The organism is Achromobacter pulmonis, from assembly GCF_002885955.2.
Taxonomy (GTDB): Bacteria; Pseudomonadota; Gammaproteobacteria; order Burkholderiales; family Burkholderiaceae_B; genus Achromobacter; species Achromobacter pulmonis_A.
Window position 1 is genome coordinate 764,313 of record NZ_POQS01000001.1, and the last position, 25,317, is coordinate 789,629.

24 protein-coding genes and 1 pseudogene are annotated in these 25,317 nt (G+C 69.1%); 6 read left to right on the plus strand and 19 right to left on the minus strand.

Features of this window, described 5'->3' with window-relative positions:
* Positions 1-2 precede the first annotated feature (2 nt).
* From C1I89_RS03505 to C1I89_RS03515, 3 genes are all read right to left on the minus strand, one after another.
* Positions 3-776, minus strand: coding sequence for an ABC transporter permease (locus tag C1I89_RS03505; RefSeq protein ID WP_102771378.1), 774 nt, complete (start codon positions 774-776; stop codon positions 3-5).
* On the minus strand, positions 773-1,771 hold the full coding sequence (locus tag C1I89_RS03510) for an ABC transporter substrate-binding protein (protein ID WP_102771379.1): 999 nt from the start codon (positions 1,769-1,771) through the stop codon (positions 773-775). Before C1I89_RS03510 ends, C1I89_RS03505 begins: the two co-directional genes overlap by 4 nt.
* Positions 1,772-1,841: 70 nt before the next feature.
* Complete coding sequence (locus C1I89_RS03515; RefSeq protein ID WP_102771380.1) at positions 1,842-2,612, minus strand: ABC transporter ATP-binding protein; 771 nt, start codon at positions 2,610-2,612, stop codon at positions 1,842-1,844.
* Between the two features lie 219 nt (positions 2,613-2,831).
* On the opposite strand from C1I89_RS03515, the gene C1I89_RS03520 reads away from it, so the two are divergent.
* The 3 genes and pseudogenes from C1I89_RS03520 to C1I89_RS03535 all read left to right on the plus strand — a co-directional run bounded on the left by C1I89_RS03520 (position 2,832) and on the right by C1I89_RS03535 (position 6,070).
* A complete protein-coding gene (locus tag C1I89_RS03520) occupies positions 2,832-4,073 on the plus strand; it encodes a CaiB/BaiF CoA transferase family protein (RefSeq protein ID WP_102771381.1) in 1,242 nt (413 codons plus the stop codon).
* 282 nt (positions 4,074-4,355) lie between these two features.
* A pseudogene (locus C1I89_RS03530) lies at positions 4,356-5,222 on the plus strand (Bug family tripartite tricarboxylate transporter substrate binding protein); the annotation flags it as partial.
* 65 nt (positions 5,223-5,287) lie between these two features.
* On the plus strand, positions 5,288-6,070 hold the full coding sequence (locus C1I89_RS03535; RefSeq protein ID WP_102771384.1) for an enoyl-CoA hydratase/isomerase family protein: 783 nt from the start codon (positions 5,288-5,290) through the stop codon (positions 6,068-6,070).
* A 38-nt stretch (positions 6,071-6,108) separates the two neighbouring features.
* Here C1I89_RS03535 and C1I89_RS03540 read toward each other — a convergent pair whose 3' ends face one another.
* The 4 genes from C1I89_RS03540 to C1I89_RS03555 all read right to left on the minus strand — a co-directional run bounded on the left by C1I89_RS03540 (position 6,109) and on the right by C1I89_RS03555 (position 11,095).
* Positions 6,109-7,713 (minus strand): ABC-F family ATPase, encoded by a 1,605-nt coding sequence (locus C1I89_RS03540; RefSeq protein WP_168202106.1) that lies wholly within the window; start codon positions 7,711-7,713, stop codon positions 6,109-6,111.
* Between the two features lie 105 nt (positions 7,714-7,818).
* Entirely contained in the window at positions 7,819-8,823 is a 1,005-nt protein-coding gene (locus C1I89_RS03545; protein WP_102771386.1) for an MDR family oxidoreductase, read from the minus strand.
* 27 nt (positions 8,824-8,850) lie between these two features.
* Entirely contained in the window at positions 8,851-9,822 is a 972-nt protein-coding gene (locus C1I89_RS03550) for a Bug family tripartite tricarboxylate transporter substrate binding protein (protein WP_102771387.1), read from the minus strand.
* Positions 9,823-9,886: 64 nt separating this feature from the next.
* Positions 9,887-11,095: a CaiB/BaiF CoA transferase family protein gene (locus tag C1I89_RS03555; RefSeq protein ID WP_102771388.1), complete on the minus strand. Its 1,209-nt coding sequence runs from the start codon at positions 11,093-11,095 to the stop codon at positions 9,887-9,889.
* Between the two features lie 131 nt (positions 11,096-11,226).
* Here C1I89_RS03555 and C1I89_RS03560 point away from each other — a divergent pair, with 131 nt between their 5' ends.
* Complete coding sequence (locus C1I89_RS03560; RefSeq protein ID WP_102771389.1) at positions 11,227-12,132, plus strand: LysR family transcriptional regulator; 906 nt, start codon at positions 11,227-11,229, stop codon at positions 12,130-12,132.
* Positions 12,133-12,147: 15 nt separating this feature from the next.
* Here C1I89_RS03560 and C1I89_RS03565 read toward each other — a convergent pair whose 3' ends face one another.
* The 10 genes from C1I89_RS03565 to C1I89_RS03610 form a co-directional block, all read right to left on the minus strand.
* Complete coding sequence (locus C1I89_RS03565) at positions 12,148-13,155, minus strand: LD-carboxypeptidase (RefSeq protein ID WP_102771390.1); 1,008 nt, start codon at positions 13,153-13,155, stop codon at positions 12,148-12,150.
* Positions 13,152-13,643 carry a tRNA adenosine(34) deaminase TadA gene (gene tadA / locus C1I89_RS03570; RefSeq protein WP_102771850.1) on the minus strand — a complete coding sequence of 164 codons (492 nt, stop codon included), beginning with the start codon at positions 13,641-13,643 and terminating at the stop codon, positions 13,152-13,154. Before tadA ends, C1I89_RS03565 begins: the two co-directional genes overlap by 4 nt.
* 10 nt (positions 13,644-13,653) lie before the next feature.
* Positions 13,654-14,502: an HAD family hydrolase gene (locus C1I89_RS03575; RefSeq protein ID WP_102771391.1), complete on the minus strand. Its 849-nt coding sequence runs from the start codon at positions 14,500-14,502 to the stop codon at positions 13,654-13,656.
* A gap of 76 nt (positions 14,503-14,578) precedes the next feature.
* Complete coding sequence (locus tag C1I89_RS03580) at positions 14,579-15,067, minus strand: hypothetical protein (RefSeq protein ID WP_246842363.1); 489 nt, start codon at positions 15,065-15,067, stop codon at positions 14,579-14,581.
* Positions 15,068-15,284: 217 nt separating this feature from the next.
* Positions 15,285-15,626, minus strand: a complete 342-nt coding sequence (gene mnhG, locus C1I89_RS03585; protein ID WP_102771393.1) for a monovalent cation/H(+) antiporter subunit G — start codon at positions 15,624-15,626, stop codon at positions 15,285-15,287.
* Positions 15,623-15,904, minus strand: a complete 282-nt coding sequence (locus C1I89_RS03590; protein ID WP_062682541.1) for a K+/H+ antiporter subunit F — start codon at positions 15,902-15,904, stop codon at positions 15,623-15,625. Before C1I89_RS03590 ends, mnhG begins: the two co-directional genes overlap by 4 nt.
* Positions 15,901-16,383 carry a Na+/H+ antiporter subunit E gene (locus C1I89_RS03595; RefSeq protein WP_102771394.1) on the minus strand — a complete coding sequence of 161 codons (483 nt, stop codon included), beginning with the start codon at positions 16,381-16,383 and terminating at the stop codon, positions 15,901-15,903. The genes C1I89_RS03590 and C1I89_RS03595 overlap by 4 nt, the downstream gene beginning before the upstream one ends.
* A complete protein-coding gene (locus C1I89_RS03600; RefSeq protein ID WP_102771395.1) occupies positions 16,383-18,014 on the minus strand; it encodes a monovalent cation/H+ antiporter subunit D in 1,632 nt (543 codons plus the stop codon). Before C1I89_RS03600 ends, C1I89_RS03595 begins: the two co-directional genes overlap by 1 nt.
* Positions 18,011-18,355 (minus strand): Na+/H+ antiporter subunit C, encoded by a 345-nt coding sequence (locus C1I89_RS03605; protein WP_102771396.1) that lies wholly within the window; start codon positions 18,353-18,355, stop codon positions 18,011-18,013. The genes C1I89_RS03600 and C1I89_RS03605 overlap by 4 nt, the downstream gene beginning before the upstream one ends.
* Positions 18,355-21,270, minus strand: a complete 2,916-nt coding sequence (locus tag C1I89_RS03610; protein WP_102771397.1) for a monovalent cation/H+ antiporter subunit A — start codon at positions 21,268-21,270, stop codon at positions 18,355-18,357. The genes C1I89_RS03605 and C1I89_RS03610 overlap by 1 nt, the downstream gene beginning before the upstream one ends.
* 540 nt (positions 21,271-21,810) lie before the next feature.
* On the opposite strand from C1I89_RS03610, the gene C1I89_RS03615 reads away from it, so the two are divergent.
* Together C1I89_RS03615 and C1I89_RS03620 are read left to right on the plus strand one after the other, a co-directional pair.
* Positions 21,811-22,809, plus strand: a complete 999-nt coding sequence (locus C1I89_RS03615; RefSeq protein ID WP_102771398.1) for a Bug family tripartite tricarboxylate transporter substrate binding protein — start codon at positions 21,811-21,813, stop codon at positions 22,807-22,809.
* Between the two features lie 397 nt (positions 22,810-23,206).
* Positions 23,207-24,067: a hypothetical protein gene (locus C1I89_RS03620; protein ID WP_102771399.1), complete on the plus strand. Its 861-nt coding sequence runs from the start codon at positions 23,207-23,209 to the stop codon at positions 24,065-24,067.
* Here C1I89_RS03620 and C1I89_RS03625 read toward each other — a convergent pair.
* Both C1I89_RS03625 and C1I89_RS33955 read right to left on the minus strand, forming a co-directional pair.
* Positions 24,045-24,929: a DMT family transporter gene (locus C1I89_RS03625; RefSeq protein WP_102771400.1), complete on the minus strand. Its 885-nt coding sequence runs from the start codon at positions 24,927-24,929 to the stop codon at positions 24,045-24,047. The genes C1I89_RS03620 and C1I89_RS03625 overlap by 23 nt on opposite strands.
* Positions 24,930-25,076: 147 nt before the next feature.
* The gene (locus C1I89_RS33955) at positions 25,077-25,286 is read right to left on the minus strand and encodes a hypothetical protein (protein ID WP_146196862.1); all 210 of its coding nucleotides are present in this window, start codon (positions 25,284-25,286) and stop codon (positions 25,077-25,079) included.
* Positions 25,287-25,317 lie beyond the last annotated feature (31 nt).

Here is a 25,317-nt window from a genome sequence, read left to right on the forward strand (position 1 = left end):
GTTCACACGTACTGGTAGCGCAGCAGGCGGTGCTTGAGGTTTTCGAGCACGAACTGGTCGATCAGCGCCGCCAGCACCGCGATGACCAGGATGTTGGTCATGACGCCGGTCATGTCGGCGATCTCGCCCGAATAGGCCAGCGAACGGCCCAGGCCCTTGCCGAAACCGATCAGCATCTCGGCCGAGATCAGCGCGCGCCAGGCGTTGCCGAAAGCCAGCTGCGCGCCGGTGATGAGCTCGGGCATCACGGCCGGCAGGTAGACGCGCTTGACCAAACCCCAGGGCGTGGCGCCCATGACGCGCGCGGCCGAGACGTGCACGCGCTGCACCGATTCGGTGGCGTTCATCACGCTGAGCGCGGCCGGGAAGAAGGCCGACAGCGCCACCACCACGATGATGGGCGTGTTGCCGAAGCCCATCACGATCAGGAACAGCGGCACCCAGGCGATCGACGGGATCGATTGCAGGATGACGATGGCGCTGCGCAGCACTTCGCGGAAGAAGAACAGCACGGCCGCCACCAGCCCGAAGCCGATGCCGGCGGCCAGCGCCAGGCCGTAGCCCGCGCCCAGGCGTCCCAGCGTGCCCAGCAGGCTCTGGTGGAAGGACTGCTTGCCCAGGTCCTCGAACAGGCGCTCGACGACGGTGGGCACGCCCGGCATCAGGAAGTCCGGCAGCGCCAGCGAAGCCAGCTGCCACAGGGCCAGGATGAACAATACGCCCAGCACGCCCGCCAGATGCTTGCGGGCGCCGGTGACTCGGGTGGATGCGCTCAAAGCTTGCGAGCCTCTTGCCAGGACAGGTCGACGATGCTGGAGACGTCGTACGGCTTGCCGTCACGCGTCTTCAAGGAACCCTGGGCCTGCAGGATGTCGGCGATCTCCTGCATGCGGCGCGTGTCCTTCTCGGTCAGCTTGGGCGTGAACACCTGCGTGCCGATGGCTTCGGCGATCACCGTCTCGCGCGGCAGTTCGCCGCGGGTCAGGGTCTTGAGCGTGGGCTCGGCGATGAAGTAGGAGGCGATCAGCTTGGAGGCCTGGGCCGGCTGCTTCTGCAGCAGCTCGATGGCCTGGTTCTGCGCGTCCAGCGCCTTCCACACGTCGTCCTTGCGCTTGGCCAGGGTTTCGCCGGAGGTGATCACGACCATGCACGGAAACGGCCAGGCCTGGCCGACTTCATAGATCTGCTTGACCGGGGCCACCAGCTGCGCGATGCGGTCGTAGGGCTCGAACAGGAAGGCCGCGTCCACGCGCTTGCCCACCAGCGACTGCACCGCCACGGCCGGGCTCACGCCCATGATGTTGACGTCGTCGGCGGCCAGGTTGCCCTGCTTGAGCACCACGCCCTTGAGCACCACGTCGGCCGTGCTGCCTTCGGCCTGCGAGGCCAGGGTCTTGCCCTTGAGGCCGGCGATGTCCTTGATGCCGGTATCGTCGCGCACGATCAGCGAGTGGTAGCCCTGCTGCGCGCCGCCCACGACCTTCAGGTCGGCGCCCTTGGAGGCCCAGGCCACGGCGTTGGTGAAGCCCAGCACGCCGATGTCGAGCTGGCCGCCGACGATGGCCTTGATGAGGTCGGTGCCCGACTTGAATTCGATCAGTTCGGAATCCAGGCCGGCCTTCTGGTAGTAGCCGCCTTCCTGGGCGACGATGGCCTGCGCATCGTCCATGACGCGCAGATAGCCCACGCGGAATTTTTCGGCGGCCATCGCGGGGGCCGCTGCCAGCAGCGCCGCGGCCAGCGGCAGGGACAGCCATTGCTTGAATTTCATGAGGGAGCTCCAGGGGAATCGGAAACGGCGGCGCTTGCGCGCCGCCGCGAAAAACAGGCACGCCGCGCCGTCAGGCGGCCAGGGCGAGGTCGGCGTGCGCGTCGGACCCGTCCACGGCGATGCCGAGCAGGCGCAGGATCTCGCGCTTTTCGGCGGCCAGGCCGGACAGGTCGTGGGTCTTTTCGTGGTGCGCCAGGTTGAACTCGCGCAGCACCCGCGCCGGGCGCGGGCTGAACACGATGATGCGGTCGGCCAGGAACAGGGCTTCGTCCACGTCGTGGGTGACGAGCAGCACGGTGGGCTTTTCCTGGGCGATCAGCTGGCGCAGCACGTCCTGCAGGCTCAGGCGGGTCAGCGCGTCCAGCGCGCCGAAGGGCTCGTCCATGAGCAGGGTCTGCGGCTGCGCGATGAAGGCGCGGGCCAGCGCGGCGCGCTGGCGCATGCCGCCGGACACCTGGTGCGGGTAGTAGTCCTCGAAGCCGGCCAGGCTGACGCGGGCCAGCCACTGGCGCGCGGCCTCGCGGGCGCGGGCCTTGGGCGTGTTTTGGAACTCCAGCGCCAGGGCCACGTTGTCCAGCAGCGTCAGCCAGGGATAGAGCGCGTGCTCCTGGAACACCAGCGTGCGGCTGGGATGCGGGCCGGCGACGGCCTGGCCGTCGGCCAGCACGCTGCCCGCCGTGGGCTTTTCCAGGCCCGCCGCCAGGTGCAGCAGGGTCGACTTGCCGCAGCCCGACGGGCCGACCAGGGCGACCAGTTCTCCGGTCTTGATTTCGCTGGCGAAGCCGTCCACCACCGGCAGGTCGCCGAAATGCTTGTGGACTTGGTCGAAGGTGAGATTCATGGAACGAGCCGTGGCGGATGGAAAACGAGGCTCCAATCTAACAATTCGTTATATGAATCCAAACGATCAATATCGAATGTCTTAACTGCTTCCGGTAATAAAGCCGGGCAGGCAATACCGGAATCGAATCGCTGCCACATAAAACGATATTGGACGCCGCGGCCCACGCTCATTAAGGTGGTCCGCATACATAACGGGGCCCACCCCGATCGGAGACATATGGAGCCGGACCATACCGACGCCGCGCGTCCGCGCGGTGCCCTTTCGCATCTGAAGGTATTGGACCTGACGCGCGTGCTGGCCGGCCCCTGGGCCACGCAGACGCTGGCCGACATGGGGGCCGAGGTCATCAAAGTGGAGCGCCCCGGAGAAGGCGACGACACCCGCGGCTGGGGTCCGCCCTTCCTGGTGGACGCCGACGGCGCCGAAACCCGGGATTCCTCGTACTTCCTGAGCGCCAACCGCGGCAAGCGTTCCATCACGGTGGACCTGGCCAAGCCCGAGGGCCAGGCGCTGATCGTGGCGCTGGCGCGGGATTCGGACGTGCTGGTGGAAAACTACAAGGTCGGCACCCTGGCGCGCTACGGGCTGGACTACGACAGCCTGCGGGCGGTGAACCCGCGCCTGATCTATTGTTCGATCACCGGCTTCGGGCAGGACGGGCCGTACGCGCCGCTGCCCGGCTACGACTTCGTGTTCCAGGGCATGGGCGGGCTGATGAGCATCACCGGCGACCCCGCAGGCGAACCGATGAAGTCGGGCATCGCCATCACGGACCTCCTGACCGGCGTCTACACCAGCACCGCCATCCTGGCCGCCGTCGAACACCGCCACGTCAGCGGCGCGGGCCAGCACATCGACATGTCGCTGCTGGACTGCGTGGTCACCATCTCCTCGTACCAGGCCATCAATTACTTCCTGTCCGGCCGGGTGCCGCAGCGCATGGGCAACGCCCATTCCAACATGGTTCCCTACCAGGTGTTCGCCTGCAAGCAAGGCGAGGTCATCGTCGCGGTGGGCAACGACGCCCAGTTCCGCGCCTTCTGCGGCGCCATCGGCCGCGCCGAGCTGGCGGCCGACGAGCGCTACGCCACGGCCGGCGCGCGCAACCGCCACCGCGCCACGCTGATTCCGCCCATCGCCCAGGCCATGCTGGCGCGCACCATGGCCGAATGGGTCGAAACGCTGCAGGCGGTCAACGTGCCCTGCGGCCCCATCTACGACATGGAGCAGGTGTTCCAGGACCCGCACGTGCGCCACCGGGGCATGCAGCTGTCGCTGCCGCACGGCGCCGGCGTGGAGACGCCTTCCGTGGCCAACCCCATCCGCCTGAGCGACACGCCGCTGCGCTACGAGCGCGGCGCGCCGACGCTGGGCGAGCACACCGACGCCGTGCTGCGCGAACGCCTGGGCCTCAGCCAGGCGCGCATCGCCGAGCTGCGGGCCAAAGGCATCGTCTGACCACCCCGACCGCCGTCGCGACGGCCATGCACCCCTCAGGAGACATCACCATGCGCATTCTCTCCGCTGCGGCCTGCGCCGCGCTGGCCCTGTCAGCCCTGGCGCCCGCGTCCGCGCGCGCCCAGGACGCGCCGGTCCGCTTCGTCGTGCCCTACCCGCCCGGCGGCGCCGCCGACCAGATCGCCCGGCTGGTGGCGCAGGCCGTCGGCAAGGACGGCGAGGCCCCCATCATCGTCGAGAACAGGCCGGGCGCGGCGGGCATGATCGCCGCCGACCACGTGGCCCGCGCCAAGCCCGACNGCCGCCGACCAGATCGCCCGGCTGGTGGCGCAGGCCGTCGGCAAGGACGGCGAGGCCCCCATCATCGTCGAGAACAGGCCGGGCGCGGCGGGCATGATCGCCGCCGACCACGTGGCCCGCGCCAAGCCCGACGGCAAGACCTATTTCGTCGGCTCCAACGCGCCCCTGGTGGTGAACCAGGCCTTGTACGCCAAGATGAACTACGACCCGGCCAAGGACTTCGTGCCGGTCTCCGGCATGGCCAAATCGCCGCTGCTGCTGGTGGTGCGCCCGGACCTGCCGGCGCAGGACGTCAAGTCGCTGGTGGCGCTGGGCCGGCAGGCCCCGGGCAAGCTCACCATGGGCTCGGCCGGCACCGGCAACATCACCTACCTGGCCGGCGAATATGCCGTCAGCAAGCTGGGATTCAAGGTCACGCACGTGCCCTACCAGGGCAGCGCGCCGGCCATCGTCGGCCTGATGGGCGGCAGCACCGACATGATGTTCGACGCCCTGCCCTCCAGCATGACGCAGGCGCAGGCCGGCAAGATCCGCCCCTTCGCCGTGCTGGACGACAAGCGCTTCGCCGGCCTGCCCGAGGTGCCCACGGCCGCCGAGCTGGGCTATTCCGGCATCGAGGCCAGCGCGTGGTTCGGGCTGGTGGCGCCGGCCGGCACGCCGCCGGCCATCGTCGAACGCATGAACCGGGGCGTGAACCAGGCGCTGGCGCAGCCCGAGCTGCAGCGCAAGCTGACCGGCATCGGCGCGGTGCCCATGCCCGGCGGCCCCGCCGTGTTCGCGGCCTTCGTGCAGGCCGAGAGAGACCGCTGGCTGCCGGTGGCCCGCGACCTCGGCCTCAAGGCGCAGTAAGCAGACACGAGGAAACCACGGCATGATCACCGTGGATTCCAACAGCAACAAACCAAGGAGCACCGATGACTTTGAAGATCACCCGCCACGGCGCCACCGCCGTGCTGACCATGGACCGTCCCGACCAGCGCAACGCGCTCAGCACGGACATGCGCGAGGCGTTCTCGCGCGCGCTGCCCGAATTGCGCGACGACGACGGCGTCAAGGCCGTGGTGCTGACCGGCGCCGGCGGGCATTTCTGCGCCGGCGGCGACATCAAGGCCATGACCGAGGCGCATGCGCAGGGACTGGACGCGTTCGAAGGACGCGAGCGCATCCGCAAGATCCACCGCTGGTACGACACGCTGGTGGACCTGGAGAAGCCCGTGATCAGCGCGGTCGATGGCGCGGCCTTCGGCGCCGGCCTGTCGCTGGCGCTGTGCGCCGACTATGCCATCGCCAGCCGCCGGGCCACGTTCTGCGCGGTGTTCGCCCGCATCGGCTTCGTGCCCGACATGCTGGGCATGTACCTGTTGCCGCGCGCCGTGGGCCTGGCGCGCGCCAAGGAACTGGTGTTCACCGCCAGGGTGTGCGCGGCCGACGAAGCGCTGCGGCTCGGCCTGGTGCAGGCCGTGTGCGACGGCGATCCGCTGGAGCAGGCCCTGATCATGGCCGAGCGCTTCCACGCCGCGCCGACGCAGGCGCTGGGCCTGGCCAAGACCATCATGAACCGCAGCTACGAGTCCACCCGCGAGGACGTCTACGCGCAGGAAGCGATGGCCCAGGCGATCTGCCGCGACAGCGCCTACCACCGCGAAGCCGCGCGCCGCTTCGTCGAGAAACAGCCGCTTGCCTACAAATGGGATTGAACGGCTTGCGGGCCGCCGACGGCGGCCCGGGCCCGGCCTCAGGCGTCGATGCCGCGCGAGGTCAGGTACTCGTCGTAGGTGCCGCGGTAGTCGACGATCTCGCCGGACGGCAGGATCTCGATCACGCGCGTGGCCAGGCCGGACACGAATTCGCGGTCGTGCGACACGAACACCAGCGTGCCCTGGTATTTCTCCAGCGCGAACTGCAGTGATTCGATCGATTCCATGTCCAGGTGGTTGGTGGGCTCGTCGAGCAGCATGACGTTGTGCCGGCCCAGCATCAGGCGGCCGAAGGTCATGCGGTTCTTTTCGCCGCCGGACAGCACCTTGGGCGCCTTGGGCAGGTCGTCGGCCGAGAACAGCAGGCGGCCCAGCACCGAGCGGATCGACTGGTCGTCGTCGCCGGGCTGGCGGTGTTCGCCCATCCAGTCCAGCAGGTTGATGTCGGTCTGCTGGAACTGGTCGGAGACGTCCTGGGCCATATAGCCCAGATCGGCGTTTTCCGACCACTTCACGGTGCCGGCGTCCGGCGCCAGGTCATTGGCCAGCAGGCGCAGCAGCGTGGTCTTGCCCACGCCGTTGGCGCCGATGATGGCGATCTTCTCGCCCGCCTCGACCATGGCCGAGAAGTTCTTGATGACCGGCGCGTCGTAGGCCTTGGACAGGTTCTCGACGTTGACCGCCTGGCGGTGCATGACCTTGTTCTGCTCGAAGCGGATGTACGGGTTCTGGCGCGACGAGGGCTTGACTTCGACCTGCTCCGACTTGATGCGGTCGATCTGCTTCAGGCGCGAGGTGGCCTGGCGCGACTTGGACTTGTTGGCGGCGAAGCGGCGCACGAAGTCCTGCAGTTCGGCGACGCGCTCCTTGGCCTTGGCGTTGTTGGCCACCAGGCGCTCGCGGGCCTGGGTCGAGGCCAGCATGTAGTCGTCGTAGTTGCCCGGGTAGATGCGGATCTCGCCATAGTCCACGTCGGCCATGTGCGTGCACACCTGGTTCAGGAAGTGGCGGTCGTGGCTGATGATGATCATGGTGCTCTGGTAGCTGTTGAGCACGTTTTCCAGCCAGCGGATGGTGTTGATGTCCAGGTTGTTGGTGGGTTCGTCCAGCAGCAGCACGTCCGGGTTGGAGAACAGCGCCTGCGCCAGCAGCACGCGCAGCTTCCAGCCCGGCGCCACTTCACGCATGGGCAGGTTGTGCTGGTCCACGGCGATTTCCAGGCCCAGCAGCAGCTCGCCGGCGCGGGCCTCGGCGGTGTAGCCGTCGTACTCCGCGAACTTGGCCTCCAGCTCGGCGGCGCGCATGTAGTCGTCCTCGGAGGCCTCCGGGTTGGCGTAGATGGCGTCGCGCTCGGACATGGCGGCCCACATCTCGGTGTGGCCCATCATCACCACGTCCAGCACGCGCTGGTCTTCGAAGGCGAACTGGTCCTGGCGCAGCTTGCCCAGGCGCACGCCCGGCTCCAGCGAGACGTTGCCGGCCGAGGGCTCCAGATCGCCGCCGATGATCTTCATGAATGTCGACTTGCCGGACCCATTGGCTCCGATCAACCCGTAGCGGTTGCCTTCTCCGAACTTGACGCTGACGTTCTCGAAAAGGGGCTTGGGACCGAACTGGATGGTGAGATTGGCAGTGGATATCACGGTGTGGGTAGGGGGTATGAGGTGCTGCGGGCGCCAGAGGACGCGCGCGGGAAACCTGACATTGTAGCAAGCCGGTCTTTCCCGCGCCCCCTTCCCCCTTTCCCGTTACCGGCTCACGTCGATCACATACCTGCCCCGGTTGTTGCCCGCCATCATCCGGGCGGCCAGCTGCGGCACCTCGCTCAGGCCGGCCGTCATGGCGATGTCGGCGAACGGCATGTCCGCATAGACCCGGCCCAGCCGCTCCCAGGCCTGGCGGCGCCTGGCCGGCGGGCACATCACCGAATCCACGCCCAGCAGGCGCACGCCGCGCAGGATGAACGGCATGACGGTGCCCGGCAGGTCGGCCCCGCCGGCCAGCCCGCAGGCCGCAACCGCGCCCCCGTACTCGGTCGCCGCCAGCGTCCTGGCCAGCACCTTGGAGCCCACCGTGTCGACCGCGCCGGCCCAGCGCTGCTTCTCCAGCGGCCGGGGCATCTCCGCCCATTCCGGCCCCGAAACGATTTCGGACGCGCCCAGCGACTTCAGGTACGGATGCACGGCCTCGCGTCCCGGCTGCACCAGCGCGGCGACCCGCCAGCCCAGGCCCGCCAGCAGCGCCACGGCCACGCTGCCCACGCCGCCGGACGCGCCGGTCACCAGCACCGGGCCGGCCGCCGGCGTCAGGCCGGCGGCCTCCAGCTCCATCACGCACAGCATCGCGGTAAGGCCGGCCGTGCCGATCGCCATGGCCTTGAAGCTGTCCAGCCCCGGGGCCAGCGGCACCAGCCATTCCGACCTGACCCGCTGCACCTGCGCGTAGCCGCCCCAGTAGCGCTCGCCCACGCTCCAGCCGGTCAGCACCACCGGCGCGCCGGTCGGATAGTCCGGCGCGGCGGATTCCAGCACGGTGCCGGCCAGGTCGATGCCGGGCACCATGGGATAGTCGCGCACGATCCCACCCTTGCCCGTGACCGCCATCGCGTCCTTGTAGTTCAGGCTGGAATATTCGACCTTGACCGTCACGTCGCCGGCGGGCAGCTCGGCCAGGCTCAAATCCTGCAGGCTGCACAAGGTACGGCCGTCGTCCTGCGTCAGCAGCAGGGCCTTGAATGGATCGTCATGCTTCATGCGGTTTTCCTCTGTGGTTGATGGTTGCTAATCGACCCGGCTGCCCGACAGCTGCACCAGCTCGCCCCAGGTGCCGTACTCGCGGCGCAGCAGCTGGGTGAAATCCTCGGGCGTGTCGGTGCGCGCGAAGGCGCCGATGGATTTGAGCGACTGGGCCAGCGCCGGCGTGGCGACGGCCTCGCGCAGTTCCTGGTTCATGCGCTGCACGATGGGCCGCGGCGTGCCCTTGGGAAACAGCATGCCCAGCCAGGGATTGGCCTGGAAATCGGGGTAGCCGGCTTCGGCGAAGGTGGGCGTGTCCGGCAGCATCGGCAGGCGCTGGCTGGAACCCACGGCCAGGGCTTTCAGGCGCCCGGACTGGATGTGCGGCAGGGTCACCGCCACCGTGTCCAGGCCGATGGCGACGTTGCCGGCGATCATGTCGGTCATCGCCTTGGCGCTGCCCTGGTACGGAATGTGGGTCAGCTGCAATTGCGCCTGGCGCTCCAGCATCACCATGCCCAGGTGCGACAGCGTGCCGTTGCCCGAGGACGAGAAATTCAGCGCGCCGGGATGGCGCTGGGCGTAGCCGCGCAGCCCCGCCACGTCGCTGAACGGCTGCGAGGCGTTGGCCACCAGCACCATCGGCAGGTCGGCCACCAGGCTGACCGGCGCGAAGTCCCGCAGCGTGTCGTAGCCCGTGGATTTGTACAGATGCGGATTGGTCACCAGCGAGGCGGTGGCCGACAGCATCATGGTGTAGCCGTCCGGCGCGGCCTTGGCCAGCGCGGCCAGCGCGATACTGCCGCCCTGCCCCGGCCGGTTCTCGACGATTACCGGCTGGTTCAGTTTTGCCGACAGGCGTTCGGCCAGCAGCCGCGCCACGGCGTCCGTGGCCTGCCCGGGCGGAAAACCCACCAGCAGCTTGACCGGCTTGGCCGGCCATTGGTCGGCGGCCTGGGCCGGCGCCGCGGCGGCCAGGCCGGCCGCCACCATCCATCCTGCTATCCATGCGCGCATTGTCGTCTCCTCCTGATGGCGCCCGGAGCCTGTCGGTAGCGGCCCCGTGGCGATGGAACCCGCGTCAGATCACGCCACGCTCGCGCAACTGCGCCTGCTGTCCGGCGTCGATGCCCAGCGCGCCCAGCACCTCGGCGTTGTGCTGCCCCAGGCTGGGCCCGGCGTGGTGGACCGCGCCCGGCGTGTCGGAAAAGCGCGGCACCACGCTCTGCATGCGCACCGGCCCGAGCTCCTCGTCCTCGACCGCGACGATGCCCTGGCGCGCCGCGATGTGCGGGTCGCTGAAAATGTCCGCGATGTCGTAGATGGGGCTGAAGCCCACCGCGTTGGCGTCCAGCAGCGCGCCCAGCTCTTCGAGCGTGTGGCGCGCGATGGCGGCCGACACCAGGGCGTCGAGCGACTCGCGGTTGCGCACCCGGTCCGGATTGGTGCGATAGCGCGGGTCCTCGGCCACGCCGGTCAGCGCCAGCGCCACGCACAGCCGTTCGAATATGCGCTGGGTCGATGCGGCGATCGAAGCCCAGTGGCCGTCGCGGGTGCGGTAGACGTTGCCGGGCGCCGCGTACTGGCTGCTGTTGCCCAGCCGCCCGCGCACGATGCCGAGCTGGTCGTATTCGATGGGCAGGAAATCCATGACCCGGAACATGGACTCCATCAGCGAACAGTCGATTTCCTGGCCCTGTCCGCGTGGCGCGGTCTTCTCGCGGTACAGGGCCGAGACGATGCCGAGCGCGCCGAACAGGCCGGCCACCGCGTCGGCGATTGGAAAACCCATGTGCAGGGGCCGCCCGTCGGCTTCGCCGCAGATGTTGGTCAGGCCGCTCATGGCCTCGAACACGCGCGCGAACCCGGGCTTGTTGCGGTACGGGCCGGTCTGGCCGAAGCCGGTGACGCGCAGTATGGTCAGCGCCGGGTTGTGGCCGTGCAGCCATTCGCGGCTCATGCCCCAGCCGTCCAGGGTGCCGGGGCGGAAATTCTCCACCAGCACGTCGAAGTCCGGCAGCAGGCGGGCCACGATGTCGCGGCCCTCGGGCGTGCGCAGGTCGACCGAAATGCCTTTCTTGTTGCGGTTGGCGACCTTCCACCACAGCGGCACGCCGTTCTTGTGCGGGGCCAGCGCGCGCAAGGGATCGCCCGGCCCGGGGATCTCGACCTTGAGCACGTCCGCGCCCAGGTCGGCCAGCAGCGTCGCGGCCCAGGGGCCGGCCACCACGGTCGACAGATCCAGAATACGCACACCTTTCAACGGACCCGCACTTTCCTCGAAACTCATCTGCTGACTCCTGGGCGCGGCCTGCCGCGCGGCGTTTGCAAGGGGGTGAGGAAATTCTGTGCTGAAATCGCTCCATCAGGAACGGGCAATTTCGATAAACCAGTTATCTCGAAATCAGATGGGACGCGGCCATGGATCTGAAGAACCTGCGCATGTTCACGCGCATCGCCGAAGCCGGCAGCCTGACGCGGGCGGCCGCCGCGCTGGGCATCGCGCAATCGGCCCTGAGCCGCCAGTTGTCGGAGCTGGAGCAGGAATTCGGCGGCCGCCTGTTCTTTCGCACCGGGCGCGGCGTGCTGCCGACCGAGCTGGGCGAAAGCCTGATGCCGCGCGCCCAGGCGCTGCTGCTGGAGGCCGACCAGTTGCTGGAGGAAGCCCGGGCCGCGCAGCGCAAGCCGGCCGGGGTGGTCAGCCTGGGGCTGATTCCCTCGCTGTCGCAGCCGCTCATCGGCATGCTGCTGACCTACACGCAGGCGCGCTATCCCGGTATCCGGCTGCGCGTGTTCGAAGGCTATAGCGGTGAAATCGAGGCCTGGCTGGCCAACGGCAAGATCGACATCGGCATCTACAACCGCTATCGCGCCGCCTCCACCCGCATGCACGAAGTGCTGTTCGAAACCGAGATGAAAGTGGTGACCGGCGCCGGTTCGGCGCTGGCCGGCAGGCGGGAGTTGCGGCTGGCCGACCTGGCGGCCGCGCCGCTGGCGCTGCCGGTGCGTCCCAACGCCCTGCGCACGGTGCTCGACAGCCTGACGCTGCGCGCCGGCATCGAGCTGAACGTGGTGCTGGAAGCCGATTCGGGCGTGGCCATCAAGGACGCCGTGCGCCGCGCCGGCCTGCACAGCATCCTGCCGGCGCACGCGGTGTCGGCCGAGGTCGAGGCCGGCAGCCTGGTTCCGCTGCGCCTGACCGATCCGTCCATACGCCAGACCGTGCTGATGGACCTGAGCCGCCAGCGCCCGGCCACCGCGGCCACGCGCCTGCTGTACAAGGCCCTGCCCGAGCTGGCGCGGGAGGTGATGGCGGGCGCGCGCTGAACGCGCCGCCCGCGGTCAGTGGGTGTGCTCGTCCAGCACCAGGTGCGCCAGCCCGGCCTCGGTGGCCAGGCCGACTTTCTGCCCGATGGGCAGCGTGGCCTTGGTGGCCACGTGGCCGTACGGCAGCCCGGTCACCACCGGCACCTTGACCGTGCGGCGCAGCCAGGCCACCACCTCGGGCAGGTCGTAGCCCTTGTCGTGGGGCGCCAGCCTGTAGTCGGTGAAGCGGCCCAGCACGATGGCCTTCTGCCGCCCCAGGATGCCCGCCTGGTGCAGCTGGATCAGCATGCGCTCGATGCGGTAGGGATGCTCGGCCACGTCTTCCAGGAACAGGATGCCGCCGCGCACCTTGGGCATGTAGGGCGTGCCCGCCAGCGAGGTCAGCATCGCCAGGTTGCCGCCCCACAGGATGCCGCGGCAGTCCACCGGATCGGCGTCCTGGGTCTCGAAGCTGAGGATCTCCAGTTCGCCGCGCATGATTTCGCCGAACAGCGCTTCGGTCAGGTCGTCGACCTTCTTGCCGCCGAAGTCGGCGACGGCGGTCGCGCCGGTGTAGCTGACCGCGCCGGTCTGCGCCAGCAGGGCGAGGTTGAAGGCGGTGAAGTCGCTCATGCCGACGAAGCGCTTGCCGCTGTCGGCCATGGCCTTCCAGTCGATGGCCGGCAGCAGCCGGCCCACGCCGTAGCCGCCGCGGGTCACCATGACGATGGGCAGCTTCTGCTTGACCGCGCGGGTCAGGCTGGCCAGGCGCTGGGCGTCGGTGCCGGCGAAGCGCTGGTGCTCGGCCAGCGCCGTGCGGTCCAGCGCCGTCTTGAAGCCCTGGGCCTGCAGGCGCTCGCGCGCCAGGTCCACGGTGGCCGGATCGCGCACCGCCGACGAGGGCGAAATCAGGTAGATGCCGCGGGCGTCGGGCCGCGCGTGGAAATGGCCGTGATCGTGGTCGTGATCGTGGCCGCAGTCCTCGCCGCATTCGTGGTCATGGCCGTGGTCATGGACGGCCTTGGCGGCCTTGCTGATGCTCATGCAATGGATTCCTTGCTGCGGCGGGCGCGGAAGAAGCGGCGCAGCAGGTCGCCGCAAGGTTCCGCCAGCACGCCGCCGGTGACTGAAGTGTGGTGATTGAGCCTGGCCACCGCGCCCACGTCCAGCACGCTGCCGCAGGCGCCGGTCTTGGGATCGTAGGCGCCGAACACGACCCGCGCCAGGCGCGCGTGCAGCATCGCGCCGATGCACATGACGCAGGGCTCCAGCGTGACGTAGACGGTGATGCCCGGCAGCCGGTAGTTTTCCAGCGCCTGGGCGGCGGCGCGCAGCGCCACGATCTCGGCGTGGGCGGTGGGATCGTGGTCGATGATGGTGCGGTTGTAGCCGCGGCCCAGGATCTCGCCCTGCGCCGAGACCACCAGCGCGCCCACCGGCACCTCGCCGATGTCGTAGGCGGCCTGGGCCTGTTCCAGCGCCAGCGTCATGAAAGCGGCGTCCTGCGCCGTCCAGGGCGGCGGGGCCGCCAGGGCCTGCGCTTCAACCACGGTACACCCGGGACTTCAGCGCGATGCGGCCGGCCAGGCTGGTGACGGCCTCTTCCAGCCACTGGTACAGCTCGGCCTGTTCGTCATAGCGCGCCTGGTTCAGATTGGACACCCGGCCTTCTTCGATGAAGCCCCAGGCGCGGCTGCGCTTGTCGCGGTGCTTGGGGTCCCAGACGCCGAAGGCGAAGCCGCCGGCGCGGCGGATCAGCGAAAAGCACGGAATGTCGGTGTAGCCGTCGCCGACGAACACCATCTGGTCGAACGGCACGCGCAGGCGGTCCTCGGGAACCTTGCGGTTGACCTCGAAGGGCTTGCCGCGGAAATCGCGGCCGATGATGCCTTTCTGGATGTGGAACAGGTAGCGCGTCTTGTCGGTGAAGCTGACGATGCGGCGCGGAAACATGATGCCGCCGTCTTCGCCGTAGACGAACTCGGACGCCCAGATCTCGGTGAATTCGTGCGCGATGGGGGTGGAACGGACCACGTCGCCGATGCCGCTGGAGATCAGGTAGAACTCCAGCTGCACCTGCGGCTGCTCGGCCCGCACGGCGGCGCGCAGCCGCTGGAACAGCGTGGGCACGCCGTCGTGCAGTTCGAGGCGCGCGCCCCAGTCTTTCAGGCGCTGCTGCGTGATCGGCCCGTACCTGCCGGACTGCGACAGGCGGATCATCTGGTACAGGTAGGCGGGCACCGGGTCCCAGTCCTGCTGCGACAGCAGGGGGTCGACGTCTTCCTTCCAGAAGGACGCCGTGTCCACCCCGATGCTGTCCAGGAAACCGGACGTGCTGTCCGAGGCCAGCGTGTCGTCGAAGTCGAAAATCAGGGCGATGACGTCGGACATGTATGTGCGTGAAAAAGGGCGACAGCCGCCATTTTGCCTGAATGTGGCGGCGGCCGCGCCCCTTGCCCTGCCCTTCCTACTGGCGGATGGGCGCGCTCATGGTGCCCGAACCGCCGGCCGGCGCCGGGGCCATGCCGGGCGCGCCGGTCGAGGGCGCCGCCGAATCGGCCGGCACCTGGATCACCGTCTCGCGCAGCACGCCACCGCCCTGCACGCTGCCGCGCACGTTCGTGGGCGAGGTCATCTGGGTCACGCAGTCCTGGCGCGACGCCTCCGGCAGGCGGTTGCAGCGGTCGATCATGTTCTGCTGGTACTGGTCGGGACTGGCTTCCCGGAGGTTCTGGCGCGCCGCTTCCTGGCGGGCCGCGCCGGCCTCGCGCATGCACGCGGCCGGGTCCTGGCCGGTGGCGCCGCTCTTGCACGCCGCGATGTCCTGCTGGTATTGGGATTGGCCTTTGCCGCGTCCGGTCGCATCCGCCGCGTGGACCGCTCCCGCGGCCAGCATCAGGCCTGCCGCGCAAAGGGTCGCCGCGAGGCGTTTGGTGTGCATGGGTCGTGTATTCATGGCCAGCTCCTTCAATAGCGATTGCACCAGAGCGGCGCGGCCTGCGGACCGGCGCCGCTCGCTCGGGACCCGCTCGCGCGAGGCGCGCGGGCCATTGCTCCACTATCCCACGATGACGCGCCGGCGAGGTGTCCAGCAACGTGAAATCGTAAGATTACGTATCAATAATGCGCCGCAACATGCAATCCAGGACCACGCGTCTGCTAACGCGCGTCTGCTAACGCGCGTCCCTCTCCGCATCGGCGGGATTGATGCGGTTGCGGTAGGTCGCCGCGCGCATCAGCAGCATCGCGGTGACGGGCGAAGACACGATCAGCAGCAAGGTGATGACCACCTCGTGGAAAACCGGACGGGCCGAGAGCGCCGAAAACACCAGGATGGACGCCAGCAGCACGCAGCCGCAGCCCATGGTGTTGCCCAGCGTGGGCGCGTGGATGCGGGCGTAGAAGGTGCGGAAACGCAGCAGGCCGGCCGAGCCGGTCAGGGCCAGCAGGCCGCCCAGCACCAGCAGGATGCTGGCGGGAATGCCGGCCCACAACGGGATCTGGTCTGCGATCATGGCTCGATCACCTCCCCGCGCAGCAGGAAGCGCGCCATCGCGGTCGAACCGACGAAGCCGAACAGCGCGATCAGCAGCGCGATGTCGAAATACACCGACGTGCCGGAACGGATGCCGAACACCAGCATGGTCAGCATGCCGTTGATGTACAGGGTGTCCAGGGCCAGCACGCGGTCCTGGGCGGTCGGTCCGCGCAGCAGGCGGACGGTGGCGCAGACCATGCCCAGCGCGAAGCACAGCAGGGCGAAGGACGCGGCCCAATAAAGCACGGTATTCATTCGAAAATCTCCATCAGCGGGCGCTCATAGCGCTCCTGCACCAGCTTGATCCAGTCGCCCTCGTGCTGCAGGTCCAGCACGTGCAGCTTCAGGCGGTGGTCGTCGGTCAGTTCGACCCAGACGGTGCCGGGGGTGTAGGTGACGATGCAGGCCAGCATCGCCAGGCCATGCGGGTCGCGCATGGTCAGCGGGATCATGATGAACCCGGGCGAAAAATCGTTGGGGCCGGGATTCAGGATCAGCCTGGCCACGGCCACGTTGGAACGGATGATGTCGGCCGTGACGTGCAGGAACAGCGGCACCGCCTTCCACAGCCGGCGCGGGCGCGCGCGCAGCGGACGCAGGCGCGACGCGGCCCAGGTGAACCACAGCGCCAGCGCCAGGCCCAGGGCGACCTGGCCGGCCGATACGCTCTGGTTGAGCACCAGCCACAGCACGAACAGGAAGGTCGGCAGGAACAGGAAATAGAGGCGGCGCATCAGCTTCCCCCCTTGAGGCTGCGCACGGTCTGCGCGGACATGACGGCCTCGATGTACGACTTGGGCTGGTCCAGCGAGCGGGCCGCGTCGTCCAGATAGGCCGACACCGGCCCCGCGCCGGCGGCCAGGCCCACGCAGAGCAGCAGCAGCACGGCCACCGGGCCGGCCTCGATCACCCGCAGCCGCGGCGTGCTGCGGTCGTCGCTGGCCCAGAACACGCGGATGCCGGTGCGGCCCAGGCCGATCAGGCCGGCCAGGCCCGACACCAGCACCGCGGCCACCAGTATCCAGGCGTCCATGGGCAGCGCCGACTCGTTGGCCGCCGACACCGCCGCCGACAGCAGCGACAGCTTGGCCACGAAGCCCGACAGCGGCGGCAGGCCGGTGACCAGCAGCGCGCAGGAAATGAAGGCCAGCCCCAGAAAGGCCATGGCCGCCGGAATCGCCACCCCGACCACGTCGTCGGAGCGGTTGACCGAGGTCGGATCGTCCAGGTCGAAGGCGTCCAGCGTCACCGCCAGCACGTTCGCGCCGAAGCTGCGGGTGCGCTCGATCAGTTCGGCCAGCATGAAGAACGCGCCCGTGGTCAGCACCGAGCTGATCAGGTAGAACAGCGCCGGGCCGGTCAGCGTCACGCCCGGCATGCCCAGCGCGGTCAGCAGCGTGCCGGCCGACACGATCACGCAATAGCCCACCATCTTCTCGAGCTGCTGGGTGGCCAGCAGGCCCAGGCCGCCGAACAGCAGCGTGGCCAGGCCCGCGGCGAACATCCAGTCCAGGCTGAACGCCGCCGGCGCGCCCGACGGCAGCAGCAGCGAGCCGATGCGCAGCAGCGCGTAAATGCCCACCTTGGTCATGATGGAGAACATGGCCGCGATCGGCGCGCCGGCCGAGCCATAGCCCTTGACCAGCCAGAAGTTCAGCGGCCAGGCGCCCGCCTTGACCAGGAAGGCCACGCCCAGGATGGCCGCGCCCGCCTCGAACAGCATGCGTTCGGCGCCCGCCAGGTGGCCGGCGCGCTGCGCCAGGTCGGCCAGGTTCAGCGTGCCGGTGACGCCGTAGATCAGCGCGATGCTGATCAGCAGCAGGAACGAAGCCACCAGGTTGACCGCGATGTACTGCAGGCCGGCGCTGACCCGCGCCACGCCCGAGCCGTGCAGCAGCAGGCCGTAGGAAGCGGCCAGCAGCACCTCGAAGAACACGAACAGGTTGAACAGGTCGCCGGTCAGGAAAGCGCCGTTGAGACCCATCAGCAGGAACTGGAACAGCGAGTGGAAATGCACCCCGGCGCGGTCCCAGCGGGCCAGCGCGTACACCAGCGAGGCCAGTCCCAGCACCGCGGTCAGCGTCAGCATCACCGCGGCCAGCCGGTCGACCACCAGCACGATGCCGAAGGGCGCGGGCCAGTCGCCCACCAGGTAGACCCCTACCCCGTCGGGCCACACGCCCGGCACGGCGCCGCCGGCCACGGCAAGCAGCGCGATCGCGGCGGCCAGCTGGGCCAGCGTGGACAGCGCGGCGATGGCGCCGCGCGTATAGCGGCGGGTGTCCGCCAGAAGCAGCATGCCCGCGCCGGCGAGCAGCGGGATGATGATGGGCAGTACGGGCAGATGTTGCAGCCAGAAATTCAAGATTGCGACTCCCGTCCATCCACGTGGTCGGTGCCCGTCAGGCCGCGCGAGGCCAGCAGCACGACCAGGAACAAGGCGGTGGTGGCGAAGCCGATGACGATGGCGGTCAGCACCAGGGCCTGCGGCAGCGGGTCCGCGTACCAGGAGGCGTCATGGGCCGCGGCCGGGTCCACCACCGGCGGGCGGCCCGAGGCCAGCCTGCCCATGCCGAAGATGAACAGGTTCACCGCGTAGGAAACCAGCGACAGGCCCATGATGAACTGGAACGTCCGCGGCCGCAGCAGCAGCCAGACGCCCGAGCCAGCCAGGACGCCGATCGCGAGGGCGTAGATCAATTCCATCAGGCTTCTCCGGTTTGAGCGGCGGCCGCCTGGAGCTCGGCGGCGGCCTTGCGTTGCGCGCGCAGCGATTGGTGGGCCAGCGCCACCAGCACCAGCACGGTGGCCCCCACGACCAGCATGTACACGCCCAGGTCGAACAGCAGCACGCTGGACAGGTGCACGTGGCCGACCAGCGGCAGCGCGATGTCCCACGACAGCGCGGCCAGGAACGGCTTGTAGACCAGCCAGGCGGCCATCGCGGCCGAGCCGGCGAACAACAGGCCCATGCCGATCCAGTTCTGCGGATTCAGGCGGCTGCGCGACTCCACCCAGTACACGCCGCCGACCATGTATTGCAGGATCACGGCGGTGGCGAAGATCAGGCCGCCGACGAAACCGCCGCCCGGCTCGTTGTGCCCGCGCAGCAGGAAATACACCGAGATCAGCGCGGCCGTGGGCAGCAGCAGGCGCACCAGCACCGTGGGCACCATCATCGAGCCGGCCGGCAGCAGCGACTTGATGTCGGGCGCGGCCGGCACGCCGCCGTCCTGGTCGATCTGCTGGCGCGGCAGGTCCGCGCTTTCGGCGGCCGGACGGAAGCGGCGCAGCAGCGCGTAGACGGTCAGCGCCACGATGCCCAGCACCGTGATCTCGCCGAAGGTATCGAAGCCGCGGAAGTCCACCAGGATCACGTTGACCACATTGGTTCCGCCGCCGTCGGGCAGCGCGTGGTCCACGAAGAACGAGGAAATCGTCTCGCCCTGCGGCCGCGTGAGCACCGCGTAGGCCAAAGCCGACATGCCGGCGCCGGCGGCCACCGCCAGCAGCAGGTCGCGCAGGCGGCGTCCGCGCGCCTGCAGCGTGGCCTTGAGGCTTTCATCGTCGTCCTGGGCGATGCGCCGCGGCAGCCAGCGCAGGCCCAGCAACAGCAGCACCACGGTCACCACCTCGACCGACAGCTGCGTCAACGCCAGGTCGGGCGCCGAGAACCAGACGAAGGTCAGACAGGTGATCAGCCCCGCCCCGCCGGCCAGCGCCAGCGAGGCCAGGCGGTGGTACTTGGCCTGGTAGGCCGCGGCCAGGGCGCAGACCCCGCCCACCAGCCACAGCAGCGCGAACGACGGATCGACCGGGGTCAGGCGCCCCGCCCCGTTCAGCCAGCCGCCGGCGCGCAGCGGCAGCCAGGCGACGAACAGCGTGCCCAGCACGATGAGCAGCATCTGCACCTGCAGCCGCGACGAGGACAGCCAGCGCAGCAGCCAGGCCGCGGCCACGCTGGAGCCGTCCAGGAGCGCCTCGAAGGTGCGGCGGCCGTCCAGGCGGTAGATGAAAGGCACGCGGCCGGGATTGGCCCGCTGGTGCGCGCGCAGCGCCAGGTACAGCAGCACCCCGGCCGTGGTGGCCACCAGGCTCATGAGCAGCGGCAGGTTCAGGCCGTGCCAGACGGCCAGGCTGTACTCGGGCATGTCCTGCCCCAGGATGCTGTGCGCGGCCGTGGCCAGGAACGGGCCGACCGTCAGGCCGGGCACCACGCCCACCAGCAGGCACATGAACACCAGCAGCGCGCTGGGGAACAGCATCCAGCGCGGCGGCTCGTGCGGCGCGCGCGGCAGGTCGGTGGCCGGCGGGCCGAAGAACACCTGCAGGATGAAGCGCAGCGAATACGCCACGCTGAACGCGCCGGCCACGGTCGCCAGCAGCGGCAGGCCGATCTGGATGAGATCGTCGCCGCTGACGAACGTGGTCTCGGCGAAGAACATTTCCTTGGACAGGAAGCCGTTGAGCAGCGGCACCCCCGCCATCGAGGCGGCCGCCACCGTGGCCAGCGTGGCGGTGATGGGCATGGCCTTGTACAGGCCGGACAGGCGGCCGAGGTCGCGGGTGCCGGTTTCGTGGTCCACCATGCCCGCGGCCATGAAAAGCGAGGCCTTGAAGGTGGCGTGGTTGATCATGTGGAAGATGGCCGCCACCAGCGCCAGCGTGCTGTTCAGGCCCAGCAGCAGCGTGATCAGCCCCAGATGGCTGATGGTGGAATAGGCCAGCACCCCTTTCATGTCCTGCTGGAAGATGGCGGCGTAGGCGCCCAGCACCAGCGTCACCAGGCCCGCCCCGCCGATGATCCAGAACCATTCGTCGGTGCCCGACAGCACCGGCCAGAAGCGCGCCAGCAGGAACACGCCCGCCTTGACCATGGTGGCCGAGTGCAGGTAGGCCGACACCGGCGTGGGCGCGGCCATCGCGTTGGGCAGCCAGAACTGGAACGGGAACTGCGCGCTCTTGGTCAGGGCGCCCAGCGCCACCAGGATCAGCACCGCCGGATACCAGGGATCGGCGCGCACCAGGTCGCCGGCGGCCAGCACGCGGTCCAGGTCGTAGCTGCCGACGATATGGCCCAGGATGAGGACGCCGGCCAGCAGGCACAGCCCGCCGGCGCCGGTGACCGTCAGCGCCATGCGGGCGCCGCGCCGCGCGTCGAGCCGGTGGTGCCAGTAGGCGATCAGCATGAAGGACGCCAGGCTGGTCATTTCCCAGAACATCACCAGCTGGATCAGGTTGCCCGACAGCACCACGCCGAGCATGGCCGCCATGAACGCCTGGAAGAACGAGAAAAAGCGCGGCACGGGGTCTTCGGGCGACATGTAGTAGCGCGCGTACAGCACCACCAGCGCCCCCATGCCCGAGACGATCAGGGCGAACAGCCAGGCGTAGCCGTCCATGCGCAGCGTGAACTGCAGGCCCAGCGCGGGCGCCCAGGGCATGTCGACCCGGACCACCCCGCCGCCGGCGACTTCCGGGTACAGGCTGGCGACCAGAACCACGCAGACCAGGGCGATGAGGCCCGCCAGCCACGCCTCGGCGTTGCGGGCGTTGGAAGGCAGCAGCGCGGCGCACAGGCTGCCGGCGAACGGCAGAGCGAGGATCAGGATCAGCGACATGGCGTTCCGAGAATGTCCGGGCCCCCTCCCGCCGGCGCAAAGGCAGCGAAAGACGAAACAGACCGGGGATTGAAAACGGACGGAACCCTGGCCCGGTGCGTCGCTGCACTACACGTTGCCCCGCGGGGACATCAACCAACGCCATTGAACGGCGCAGACAGAAACAAACGCAATAGTTTTATTGCAAGACCGGCCAAGAATCTCATCCGAAAAATATCAGATTCTCGGGAGTTATGCAGAAATTTATGTGTGAACCGGGGCGATGACGACATGATCGATGCGCAATGATTACACAATCGACGCGTTTGCCGCTCGATTCATGTTGTTGTCAGGAAAGGCTTTTTTCCGCTTATTGCGGTCTACTTCGCGCAACGTTGCGGCCGCGCAAAAGGGCGCGGCCGGTCAGGGTCGATCCGGGTTGACCGGCATCGCGTTCCTGTGTGGAATTGCGCCCACGAAACGTCGGCCCCGCCAGCATCCGAGCCGGGCACGCTTTCACCGGCCGCCGGCCAGAAGCCGGCCGGACCGGAATTCAATAAGATGGAGAAGACTTTGACCCTGCTGTCCCAAGCCAAGGCCGTACTGGCCGCCGCCATCGCCGGCGTCTGTATCAGTAGCGGCGCGCAAGCCGCCGACGCCTACCCCAACAAGCCCATCCGCCTGATCGTGCCCTTCGCCGCGGGCGGCACCACCGATATCGTGGCCCGCATCGTCGCCGAAGGCCTGACCCGCGAGCTGGGCCAGGCCGTGGTCGTGGAGAACCGCGGCGGCGGCGGCGGCTCGATCGGCGCCGACGCGCTGGCGCGCTCCACCCCGGACGGCTACACGCTGGGCGTGGCCACCGTCAGCACCATGGCCACCAACCCGGCCACCAACCCCAAGAACCCGTACAACCCGCTGAAGGACTTCGTGCCCATCACCAATATGGTGAACGTGCCGAACGTGCTGACGGTGAACCCGTCCGTGCCCGCCAAGAACCTGGCCGAATTCATCGCGCTCCTCAAGGCCAACCCGGGCAAGTACGCCTACGCGTCCTCGGGCGCGGGCGGCATCGGCCACCTGGACGGCGAACTGTTCAAGTCGCTGACCAAGACCGACATGGTGCACGTGCCCTACCGCGGCTCGGGTCCGGCGCTCAACGACGTGATCGCCGGCCAGGTCAACGCCCAGTTCGACAACCTGCCCTCTTCCATGCCCCATATCCAGGCCGGCAAGCTGCGCGCCCTGGCCGTGGCCGCGCCCAAGCGCCTGCCGGCGCTGCCGGACGTGCCGACCTTCACCGAAGGCGGCCTGCCGGAAATGGACAACATGGCCTGGTATGGCCTGGTCGCGCCCGCCGGCACGCCGCAGGCCGTGGTCGACCGCATCCATGACGCCACCGTCAAGGCGCTGAAGGATCCGAAGATCGCGCAGCGCCTGGCCGACGGCGGCTCGCTGGTCGACGGCAACACCCCGGCCGAGTACGCGGCCCAGATCAAGCGCGAGCTCGAACTGCGCCAGCGTATCGCCAAGGAACGCAACATCCAGTCCACGAACTGATCCCCGCCAGTCCGGCTGCCGGCCCCTTACGCGGGGCCGGCGCTTGACTGCAATCGCCCGGCTGGTAGCATGTGCGTCCGTGCGATCCCGTTATTTCCCCCCTCCCTGTGCCGCATGCGCCATCTGCGCCCTGCGCTCGACCTTGTTGAGCTCGCAGGAAGTCGCCGCGCGTTCCGCCTACGCGCGCTCCAAGCCCGGCTAATCGCCGGCGTTTCCCCCTTCTGAGTCTCATACCGGCCCGCCGCCGGCGGCCTGCGCACAAGCTCGCGCAGCGCATGCCTTGCCGCAGGCCGGCCGACGCCCTGCCGCGTGGCCGGGCGCCGAGCCTCGTCCCGATTTCCGCATGCCCGCCGACGGCCTGCGGACAGGCCACGCACCGACCTACTGCAAGCGTTCCATGCAACTCACCAAGAATTTCGTCAAAGCCAAAAACCCCTGCGCCGGCGGCTACAAATGGTTCCTGCGCGACCACAACGGACAGGGGGACTACCAGGCCGTGCTCGATGCGCTGGTCGCCGACGGACGGGTCGGCGACGCGTGCTGGCTGCTGGACCAGTTCGGCCCCACCGATGCGGTGCTGCGGCTCGACACCCTGGACGCCAACGCCATCGTCTTCGCCGGCACGCTGGAAGTGCGCATGGGCATCAACGTCGACACGGTGGTGCGCGCCGGGCGCAGCATCGTCACCGGCGGCGGCATCCGCGCCGGCGAAACCATCATGGCGGGCGAGAACATCACGGCCGGCGCCAACATCGCCAGCGGCGGCGAGCTACGCGCCGGCGGCGACATCAGCGCCGAATGGGGCATCGAGACCGTGACCCGCCTGGACTGCGGCGGCAACGTGCGCGCCAAATGGGACATCTGCGCCGGCCAGGACCTGGCCGTCACCGGCCATCTTCATGCGGGCCAGGACCTGCAGACGCAAGGCGCCATCAAATGCGGCCAGGGCATCAAGGCCGGCGGCGACGTGCGCGCCGAAAAATCCATCGACGCGGCCTGCGGCATCCAGGCCGGCGGCTCCATTCTGTGCGGCGACCATCTGGCCAGCGGCTGGGGCATGATCGCCGGCGAGGACATCCGCGCCGAGGGCGCGATCCGGGCCGGCGAAGGCGTGCAGGCCGCGGGCTGCATCGAGGCCGGCGCGGGCCACGGCATCTACGCCGGCCTGAGCGTGCGCCTGGACGCCTGGCCGGCCTGCGCCCGGGTCGTGGCGCAGGCCCGTCCGCAACAGCTCGTCAGCGGACACTGGGACGGCTAGCGTCCCGCGCCGGCTGGCGCAGAACCAGCATCAGGCCGAGCAGAATGGCGACCATGCCGGCCAGGCTCAGCGCCGACAGTCGGTTGCCCAGGATCAGGTAATCCAGCAGCGCCGTGCCCACCGGCACCAGGTAGAACAGGCTGGTGACGTTGACCAGGTTGCCGGCCTGGATCATGCGGTAGAACAGCAGCGTCGCGGCCACCGAAATCACCAGCCCCATCCAGAGCAGCGGCAGCACGAAGCCGGCCACCCACTCCACCCGCAGCGGCTGGAACGGCGCGAACAGCAGGCACAGCAGCAGGCTGACCGCGTACTGCAGCGGCAGGACGTCCATCGGCGCCTGATGCAGGCGCTTCTGCAGGATCGCGCCGGCCGTCATGCAGGCCAGCGCCGCGCATGCGCAGGCCATGCCGGCAACCGAGAAACGCGCCATCGCGATGCCTTGCAGCATCACCATCGCCAGGCCGCAGAACGCCAGCCCCAGCCCGGCCAGGCGCGCCGGCGCATGGCGCCGCTCCAGCAGCGCCAGGGTCAGGATGGGCTGCGCGCCCAGCAGCACCGCCAGCACGCCGGGCGTGATGCCGTTATCCAGCGCCAGCAGATAGAAGATGGTGTAGCCGCCTATCAGCAACAGGCCGGTGGCCGCGGCCCTCAGGCGCGTGCCCGGCTCGGGCAGCCAGCGCCGCCGCCAGGCGCAGATCAGCAGCAGCACGGCCAGGGCCAGCACGAAACGCGCCAGCAGAAAGCCGAAGGCGGACGCATGGAACAGCCCCCAGCGGGCGAAGATCGCGCCGCCGCTCCACAGCAGCACGAACAAGGTGGTGGAGCCGCAAGCGGCCCACGCGGATCGATCGAAAGACATGAGGTTTCTACCTGTCGAAGTCATTGCAGGCTCCGCCCCTGCCCGCACGCGGGCTCAAGCCGGCGCATGGCGGACGTGGCGCGCGTCAGGGCGCCGCGGCGTCAGGCGGACGGGCTTGGAAAGGGCTGGAGTCGGGTGCGGACGGCGTCAGCCGACGACGGCCGCAAGCGGCGGGCATGCGCCCGCCGGCACGCCGCAAGGCGGCGCGGACGGCGGAGATGCCGAGAGGAATGCCGGCGGCGCAAGCACCACCGCAATGACAGGCGTAAACCGGGAAGAAACCAGTGACCGCACGCGCGCACGCAGGCCGGCCGTGAAGACGGCGGCGGGATGGGCGATGTGCGTGAAATCAGGCATGCGCGTAGCCTAGCGCCGACTGCGCACGGCC